Origin of the sequence: Sulfuricurvum sp. RIFOXYD12_FULL_44_77 (genome assembly GCF_001830725.1) — a bacterium.
GTDB lineage: Bacteria > Campylobacterota > Campylobacteria > Campylobacterales > Sulfurimonadaceae > Sulfuricurvum > Sulfuricurvum kujiense_A.
Window position 1 is genome coordinate 1 of the sequence record NZ_MIBU01000255.1, and the last position, 7369, is coordinate 7369.

The 7369-nt window shown below is 43.4% G+C and carries 7 protein-coding genes and 4 tRNA genes; 5 read left to right on the forward strand and 6 right to left on the reverse strand.

Annotated features, from left to right (window positions below; genetic code table 11):
- Positions 1-662: MBL fold metallo-hydrolase (locus A2517_RS08995; RefSeq protein WP_294896247.1), on the reverse strand; the 662-nt coding region annotated here is incomplete at its 3' end.
- Between the two features lie 157 nt (positions 663-819).
- Between A2517_RS08995 and cowN the strand changes: the two genes are divergently transcribed.
- A complete protein-coding gene (cowN, locus tag A2517_RS09000; RefSeq protein ID WP_294896249.1) occupies positions 820-1122 on the forward strand; it encodes a N(2)-fixation sustaining protein CowN in 303 nt (100 codons plus the stop codon).
- Positions 1123-1186: 64 nt separating this feature from the next.
- Positions 1187-2074 carry an AEC family transporter gene (locus tag A2517_RS09005; RefSeq protein WP_294896251.1) on the forward strand — a complete coding sequence of 296 codons (888 nt, stop codon included), beginning with the start codon at positions 1187-1189 and terminating at the stop codon, positions 2072-2074.
- Here the strand turns inward: A2517_RS09005 and A2517_RS09010 are convergent.
- Positions 2071-2307 (reverse strand): CDGSH iron-sulfur domain-containing protein, encoded by a 237-nt coding sequence (locus tag A2517_RS09010; RefSeq protein ID WP_294896253.1) that lies wholly within the window; start codon positions 2305-2307, stop codon positions 2071-2073. The two genes, A2517_RS09005 and A2517_RS09010, sit on opposite strands and share 4 nt — an antisense overlap.
- 160 nt (positions 2308-2467) lie before the next feature.
- On the opposite strand from A2517_RS09010, the gene A2517_RS09015 reads away from it, so the two are divergent.
- Entirely contained in the window at positions 2468-3511 is a 1044-nt protein-coding gene (locus A2517_RS09015) for a substrate-binding domain-containing protein (RefSeq protein WP_294896256.1), read from the forward strand.
- Entirely contained in the window at positions 3508-5601 is a 2094-nt protein-coding gene (locus tag A2517_RS09020) for an EAL domain-containing protein (protein ID WP_294896258.1), read from the forward strand. The genes A2517_RS09015 and A2517_RS09020 overlap by 4 nt, the downstream gene beginning before the upstream one ends.
- Positions 5602-5660: 59 nt before the next feature.
- Here A2517_RS09020 and A2517_RS09025 read toward each other — a convergent pair.
- The 4 genes from A2517_RS09025 to A2517_RS09040 all read right to left on the reverse strand — a co-directional run bounded on the left by A2517_RS09025 (position 5661) and on the right by A2517_RS09040 (position 6081).
- A tRNA-Ser gene (locus A2517_RS09025) sits at positions 5661-5748 on the reverse strand.
- A 30-nt stretch (positions 5749-5778) separates the two neighbouring features.
- Positions 5779-5852, reverse strand: a tRNA-Cys gene (locus A2517_RS09030).
- A 7-nt stretch (positions 5853-5859) separates the two neighbouring features.
- A tRNA-Leu gene (locus A2517_RS09035) sits at positions 5860-5946 on the reverse strand.
- 60 nt (positions 5947-6006) lie between these two features.
- A tRNA-Gly gene (locus tag A2517_RS09040) sits at positions 6007-6081 on the reverse strand.
- 107 nt (positions 6082-6188) lie between these two features.
- Here A2517_RS09040 and A2517_RS09045 point away from each other — a divergent pair.
- Positions 6189-7369, forward strand: a 1181-nt coding sequence (locus A2517_RS09045) for a dihydroxy-acid dehydratase (protein ID WP_294896260.1), incomplete at its 3' end; no start/stop codon positions are given.

The following is a 7369-nucleotide window of genomic DNA, read 5'->3' on the forward strand; positions in this document are numbered from 1 at the left end:
TACGCTCCGATCGGCAAAAATGCTTCATCGATATCAAATCTCTCTTTTATTGCTTTAAAATGTTCTCCCATCGCACTGTCACCGCTATGATAGAGCGTGTGATCCTTATTTTGGATGACGTATCCCCCCCATAATGCTTTATTCATATCGATATTAGTACGATTGCTCCAGTGTTTGCTTGGGGTGAGCGTGATAAAAAGCCCTCCCACCATGACCGATTCCCACCACTCTAGTTCAAAACATCGTTCGCGGGCTATTTTTCCTTTGAGATAGCGCCAAAATCCAGCGGGGGCAACAATGATCGTATTTGGGTTTTGTTGCAATAAAAATAAAATAGATGGTTTATCATAATGGTCATAGTGGGCATGGGTGATGAGGATTACATCCGCACTCAGGTGCTCTTTTGGGAGGGGAAGAGGGCTATGTCGTCGATAGAGAGGAATATTTCCTAAAACAGGATCAATGGCTACCGTGGTTTCTTCCAGTTTAAGCCACAGCGATGCATGTCCGAGCCAGAGAGCATATTCGCCCTCCGGAAGAGCTTCTTGAGAGAGGATGGGGAGGTTAGATCGATCTGTGCGCCGTTTTCGAAAAGATTTAGAGAATTGCCATTTGAGTATCGTCGTAAAGGATACCTTTTGGGAAGTGTGGTGATGCGGCATAATATCCCTTTTTTTCTCAATAGGTAATTGTACCGTTTGGATGATTAATCACTCATGCCTTTTTTTTAGACAAAAATGAGCGGTTTTTCCAATATAAACGGACATTGTTTTCTCGTATCTGCTATACAATTCTCTCACATGAGCTGAGGGGAAAACGATGGAATACGACAACAAAGAAACAGTGGATAGATACGTCTCATTTATGAATATCGACTGTTATCTGCATGCGACCGAAGTGATAGACGCCATTATTGAAGTGACGCATGATAAAAAATACAATAATCGTTTTTGGGAGGCATTTAAAGAAAAAATACCCCAAAGCTACCATGAGAAACAATCCGATGAAAAAGTTCTTTACCATGTCTGCGCTTCTGTTTTTTATATCGAAGAGCTATTTGAAGAGAGTAACCATGTGATTGGTCTTGAATTAATGAAAAACTGCGAGTATCAGTGCTGCTAAGATTTTTTAGAGGATTGAAAGGGGGTTGTGACTACTATTGCGGTAATTAAAATCGGAGTAGAAAATGGAGCAGTTTGCTTTTATCATAGCTTTGTTGCTGATCGGCATAGCGCTCCAAAAAAGTTCTGCTCCTGAGGATTTTTCGAAAAGCCTTAATTTTTTTGTTATTTATGTCTCTTTGCCTGCAACGGTATTGCTTCAGGTTCCGAAAATCCATTTGGATATGTCGGCATTGGGGGTAGTGCTGATCCCTTGGTTGTTATTACCGATTACCGTGGCTATTGTTATGGTGATGACACGTAACTACCCCTCTCACGTTCGTGCCGCCTTGCTCCTTGTTATACCGCTGGGGAACACCTCATTTGTCGGAATCCCTATTACTCAGACCTTGCTCGGTTCAGAAGCAATCCCCTATGTCCTGATGTACGATCAGTTTGGAACTTTTTTAATCCTCTCATTATACGGAAGTGCGGTGATCGCCCGCTATGAGAGCGGGAAAATTCATAAACGGCTGATTGTCCGAAAGATGCTCTTATTCCCCCCTTTTTTGATTTTGCTGTTTGCTCTTGCGTGGGGGGAACTCCCTTTTGGTATACAGCCTTATGTGCAGACACTCTCTTCAACGCTCGTCCCTTTGGCATTGATATCGGTGGGGTATTCGCTCCGTTTTGGGGGAGATATCGATTATCCTCTTTTTACAAAAGCACTGACTCTTAAATTGATAGGAATGCCCCTTATTGCTTTTGGGATTTTGTTTGCGATGGGAACTGATCCGCTCGCGTTGAAAACGGCGGTATTGGAATCGGGGATGCCTTCGATGATTACTGCCGGTGCCTTGGCGATAGCTTCAGGATTTGCCCCGGCACTCAGTGCGGCATTGGTAGGATATGGGATCTTTGCGGCATTGGTGACATTGCCGTTACTCGCGTATTTGATGGAACGGTTGATTTAGCCTCCCTGTTGGTGCGATCCGTCACAGTAGGGTTTACGACCGGAACGTCCGCATCGGCATAGCCACCTGTCGGTTTCGACCTCCTCCGAAAATTTGATCGGCGTTTTACCGGTTCCTTCATGATTTCCGTCGCAAAACGGAAAAGTTTTTGATTGTCCACAGGTGCAATACCAATATTCTTTATCGGCATCAAGTGACGCTTTAAACGGTTCATTTTGAAAATGGGTTTCCATTCTAAATTCCTTATACGAGTTTAAAAAGGATACTTCGGGATATAAGAGAAAAAGATAAAAATTTAAGATTAGATCAATTTTAGATAAAATAATCTGTTTTTGGCGTTAGATTTGGTACTATTGATACATTTCGATAGGTGTACTGAATAAAAGGTATAAAGTGAACAGATTTTTTTTAATTGCTGTTTTTGTCGTGTTGTCGTTGAGCGCGTGGGTTGTATTGTCTGATACGGGGTCTAATACGGAAAAGAACTATGTTCCCACTACAGCCAAAGAGAGCAGTTCTGATGCCGTAGAAGAGAAATCGGCGAACAAAAAATTAGCTTATATTGTTTCCGATATGAGGATCCCTTTTTGGGCTATTATGGCCAGAGGTGTAGAGCGCAGTGCCGAGACCATGGGATACGAAGTCGATATCTACAGCGCCGAGAACAGCAGAAAAAAAGAGTTAGAATTCACGGCGAAAGCTATCAGAGAGAATGTAGCGGGAATTATCGTCTCCCCTACCACGTCATCAGCGTGTGTTACTATCTTGAAGCTGGCAAAAAGTGCCAATATCCCCGTTATTATATCGGATATTGGAACCGATGGAGGGGAGTATGTTTCGTATATCTCTTCTAATAACAGAGAAGGTGCCTATAACATCGGAAAAGTTCTTGCCAAAGAGATGCTCAATCGTGGTTGGAGTGATGGAAGGGTCGGTATTATTTCGATTCCCCAAAAAAGATTGAACGGACAACTAAGAACCGCCGGATTTATGCAGGCTATGGATGAAGCTGGGATTAAAACAGCAGACATTCGACAACAATCGACTTTTTCGTATGAAGAGACATATGTCTATTCGAAAGAACTTATAAAAAAGCACCCTGATCTTCGCGCCCTATGGCTGCAAGGCTCAGATAGGTATCAAGGCTCATTGGATGCGATTGCCGATGCGGGGAAAAAGGATCAGATTCTAGTCGCTACTTTTGATGCGGAACCGGAGTTTTTAGAGCTTATCCCTAAAGGTATTCTCGTTGGTTCTGCAATGCAGCAACCCTATCTAATGGGTCGCGAGGCCGTACATTCTTTGGATAATCATCTAAAGGGGGAAAAGATTGAAAAAAATCTTCAACTCCCTATTCTCGCTATCTCAACCGATAACATTAAAGAGAAACTTCCGATTATTAAACAGAATGTTTTAGGAATTGAGGCAATAAAATGAAACAATCACTAAAAATACTCTCTTCGAAGCAGTCGCTTTATGTAACGCTGGCCATTATTATTGTCTCAACTATTACGATGATTATGTCTGTACACTCATCGTATTATTACGTTATGACGAAAAATAAGACGGTAGAAGCCATGAAACAGACCTCGGCTCTTACTGTCTCAGCCCTTCAAAAAAACATTACCAATCTTATTGAGGCCTATGCCATTAGCGAGTACGATACTCTTGTTTTTAATGAAATGGAATCAAGAGATATGTTTGCCGTTATTGTTGAAGATTTCAATATGGGTAAAATATTAGGGCAAGAATCCTATATTAGCGGAAAAATCCGAGATGTGGAGGGTAATATTGTCGATTACGATGCACAAAATCCTCAGCAGCGTAAAGCGCTAGAGGAGTGCTACTACTCCGATACGTATACAATAACTTCCCACTCGGGAGGGAAGCTTGGTGCGATAACTATTTTTATTTCTGACCAAGCGATGAAAAAGGAGTTGAACCAAATCATAGTGGAGGCATTGATAAACACGGCAGCCCTCTCTTTATTACTGATGCTATCTCTTTTTATTGCCATACGTCTTTTTATATTAAAACCCCTCTCTAATATGGTGAGTGTAATCGCGTATAGTGATGAAGACGGAATCCCGATTAACTTAATCCCTGAATACGATGCACAAGAAATTTTTGCCCTTTCTGCAACTATGAATACGATGATCAAATCGATAAGAGCTTCAAAAATAGCACTCCTTGAGCAACACAATCAGCTTCGTGCGCAAAAAAATGCACTTCAATATCAAGCGACTCATGATGCGCTGACGGGGTTGGCTAATCGGATTCTTTTCAGTGAGAGACTCGAACATGCAATAAAAAAATCGAAAGAGCGGCATTCTCAAATGGCACTTCTCTTTATCGATCTTGACCATTTTAAAGAGATTAACGATTCCCTCGGGCATGAAGCAGGGGATGAGGTTCTAACTATTGTAACGAATCGATTGCATGAAACAATACAAAATGAGGAAGTGTTGGCTCGCTTTGGGGGGGATGAATTTACCGTCATTATCGAAGGGCTCCAAAAAGCAGAAGAGGCGATGCTATTGGCCGAAAAAATTCTAAAAGTCCTCTCAGAACCGATTACGGTCGATCATAATGAACTCTATGTCGGGTGCAGTATCGGTATCAGTCTTTATCCTGATAACGGCGATACCCCGCAGGATCTTTTGAAATATGCCGATGCCGCTATGTATGCCGCCAAAAATGAGGGGAGAAATAATGTTCAGTATTATACCTCTGAAATGACGGCACGAGCGCTAGAGCGGGTAGTTATGGAGGCTAGTTTACGCGCGGGGCTTAAAAATGAAGAGTTTGTTGTCTACTTTCAACCGCAGGTCAATGGACGGAGTAATGCGCTTAATGGAATGGAAGCTTTGGTGCGTTGGCAAAGTCCAACCGTCGGTCTTGTTTCTCCGGCCGCATTTATCCCCATTGCTGAATCGACAGGGCTCATTGTTGAGTTGGATCGATTTGTCATGAAAAGCGCTATGACCCAAATAGCTTTATGGAACAAAGAAGGGCTCAATCCTGGGATTTTGGCTATGAACCTCACTATGAAACAGCTACAGCAAAATGATTTCATCAGTTTTCTAGCGGATCTTATCGCTAAGACAGGATGCAGGGAAGAGTGGATAGAGCTGGAGGTGACGGAAGATCAAATTATGATGAATCCGGATGAGGCGATAGAAATTTTAAGAGAGATCAGCCGTATTGGAGTTAAAATAGCAGTCGATGATTTTGGAACAGGATACTCTTCTCTCTCCTATCTCAAAAAATTGCCGATCAATAAACTCAAAATTGATCAATCGTTTGTGCGTGGTTTACCGAATGACGGAGAAGACAGCGCCATCACTAAAGCGATTATTGCATTGGCGCAAAGTCTCAATCTCGAAATCATTGCCGAAGGTGTCGAAACACGTGAGCAAAAAGAGTTTTTGGTCCAAAACGGATGTGAAAACATACAAGGGTATTTTTATTCCAAACCGCTGCCTGCGGATAAAATGAAAACGGTTCTTTTAGAAGGGCTGAACTAATAATCGTAATCGATGAATGGTGATGTGATAGGAAGTGTTTTGATGAAGTTTAGTTGTGATGGCGGGCCACCAAGGATTTGAACCTTGGGAGGTATAACCCTCGCCGGTTTTCAAGACCGGTGCAATCGACCACTCTGCCAGTGACCCGTATAAAAGTGAAACAATCTTTTTCTATGCTGGAGGCGGCACCCGGATTCGAACCGGGGATCAGAGCTTTGCAGGCTCATGCCTTACCGCTTGGCTATGCCGCCACCATGATGGTGCCCGGAGCCGGACTTGAACCGGCACAGTGTTACCACCGAGGGATTTTAAGTCCCTTGCGTCTACCGATTTCGCCATCCGGGCTTCACGTAGAAAAAAACATCTCAGTTCAAACATCAAAAAGCAATGTTTCAACTGAGATTCTGGAGCGGGAAACGAGGTTCGAACTCGCGACCCCAACCTTGGCAAGGTTGTGCTCTACCACTGAGCTATTCCCGCATTGTTTTTGTGGACTGGAAGTATAGCAAAAAAAGTATGGTGTGTAAAGAGGTGAGAATAAAAAATTTGCTATAATGAGAGATATTGAAAAAAATTAAGGAATTTTTATGCGCAGTGATACGATTAAACGGGGGTTTGATAAAACCCCTCACCGAAGCTTACTTCGAGCAACCGGACTCAAAGATGAAGATTTTAACAAACCGTTTATCGGAGTAGCAAACTCCCATATTGATATTATCCCGGGACATTTTTTCCTCCAAGAGTACGGACGAATCGTAAAAGAGGCGATCCGCGAAGCGGGGGGAGTCCCTTTTGAGTTTAATACCATCGGTGTCGATGATGGTATCGCGATGGGGCATGATGGGATGCTTTATTCCCTTCCTAGCCGTGAGTTGATCGCGGATTGTATTGAGACGGTGATGAACGCGCACAAACTCGACGGTCTTATTTGTATCCCTAACTGTGACAAGATTGTTCCGGGGATGCTTATGGGGGCATTGCGTGTCAATGTCCCGACAATATTTGTCTCCGGCGGTCCGATGAAGGCGGGACATAAAAAAGACGGTACTCCGATCGATTTGGCAACCGCGTTTGAAGCGGTCGGACAACATGCTGATGGAAAAATGTCGGATGAAGAGCTTTATGAGATCGAGTGCGAAGCATGTCCATCAGGCGGAAGCTGTTCGGGAATGTTTACCGCTAACTCGATGAACACACTCTGTGAAGCGATGGGGGTTGCATTACCGGGTAACGGTACAGTTCTCGCTATGACCCCTGAGCGTATCGAGATGGTGAAAACGGCGGCACGCCGTATCGTCGAGATGGTAAAAGATGAAAATTCTGAAAAATGGAATATGCAAAATATCCTCAACGAAAAAGCGATCCATAATGCATTCGTCGTCGATATGGCAATGGGGGGAAGCTCTAACACGGTATTACATATGTTGAGCATTGCCAAAGAAGCGGGGGTTGATTTCGATATTACCCAAATTAACAAGATTTCTGAGAATGTTGCCCATATCGCGAAAATTTCACCGTCGCTTTCAACGGTGCACATGGATGATATCAATCGTGCCGGCGGTGTCAATGCCGTTATGAAAGAGGTCTCACGCCGAGGTGGAACCCTTTATACCGATGCGATGACCGTGACCGGGGAAACGTTGGGTGAGCGGATCAAAGATGCGGTGATCAAAGATACAAATATTATCCACACCAATGAAAATGCGTATTCTCCTGTGGGCGGATTGTCTATTCTTTTCGGTAATCTAGCCGAAGAGGGTGCCGTTGT

Bases quoted from the DNA above. Each gene is read 5' to 3' on its own strand.
- cowN (WP_294896249.1), top strand. From the start codon at position 820: ATGGAATACGACAACAAAGAAACAGTGGATAGATACGTCTCATTTATG.
- A2517_RS09005 (WP_294896251.1), top strand. From the start codon at position 1,187: ATGGAGCAGTTTGCTTTTATCATAGCTTTGTTGCTGATCGGCATAGCG.
- A2517_RS09010 (WP_294896253.1), bottom strand. From the start codon at position 2,307: ATGGAAACCCATTTTCAAAATGAACCGTTTAAAGCGTCACTTGATGCC.
- A2517_RS09020 (WP_294896258.1), top strand. From the start codon at position 3,508: ATGAAACAATCACTAAAAATACTCTCTTCGAAGCAGTCGCTTTATGTA.